Genomic DNA, 530 nt, shown 5'->3' on the forward strand with positions numbered 1-530 from the left:
GTCCAGGTATTCCGTATCGATCCGGTGGTCCTGCGGATACAGCACCACGCAAGATCCAAAGCGTTCCCGGAACACCTTGAAGCTGATGACCAGGTCCGCCTCCATCACCTCGCGCGGGCCGTCGGGCGTGATGTCGCGCACCCGGGCCGCGGCACACCACGGAAGGAACTTGGGATATGCGCCCACATCCGCCACCAGATCGTACATCTGTTGCGGCGTATAGGGCAGGAAGCGGGTTTCGGAATGGGTGGGCATTGCGATAGAGGTGACTTCGGGCGTGACCCGCGATGTGTCGTGTCCGCGCCGGGGATTCAAGGGGAAGTGCATGCCGCAGCGTCCATATGTCATAGACCAGATGATTTCGGCCAAGGCCATCGCCGCCCGGATCGAGGCGCTGGCCCGCGAGATCGAGGCCGAATTTGCCGACACCGACAAGCTGGTCGTTGTCGGCCTGTTGCGCGGGTCCTTTGTCTTTATCGCCGATCTGGTGCGTGAACTGGACTTGCCGATCGAGGAAATCGACCTCGATC

Annotated in this window: 2 protein-coding genes; one reads left to right on the forward strand and one right to left on the reverse strand. The window is 61.7% G+C overall.

Annotated features, from left to right (window positions below):
- On the reverse strand, positions 1 to 255 hold a 255-nt coding region (locus tag AAFM92_16970; GenBank protein MEL7302048.1), incomplete at its 3' end, for a type II toxin-antitoxin system RatA family toxin.
- A gap of 70 nt (positions 256 to 325) precedes the next feature.
- On the opposite strand from AAFM92_16970, the gene AAFM92_16975 reads away from it, so the two are divergent.
- Positions 326 to 530: phosphoribosyltransferase family protein (locus tag AAFM92_16975; protein MEL7302049.1), on the forward strand; the 205-nt coding region annotated here is incomplete at its 3' end.

It is taken from the genome of Pseudomonadota bacterium (genome assembly GCA_038533575.1).
Lineage (GTDB): Bacteria > Pseudomonadota > Alphaproteobacteria > Rhodobacterales > Rhodobacteraceae > Shimia_B.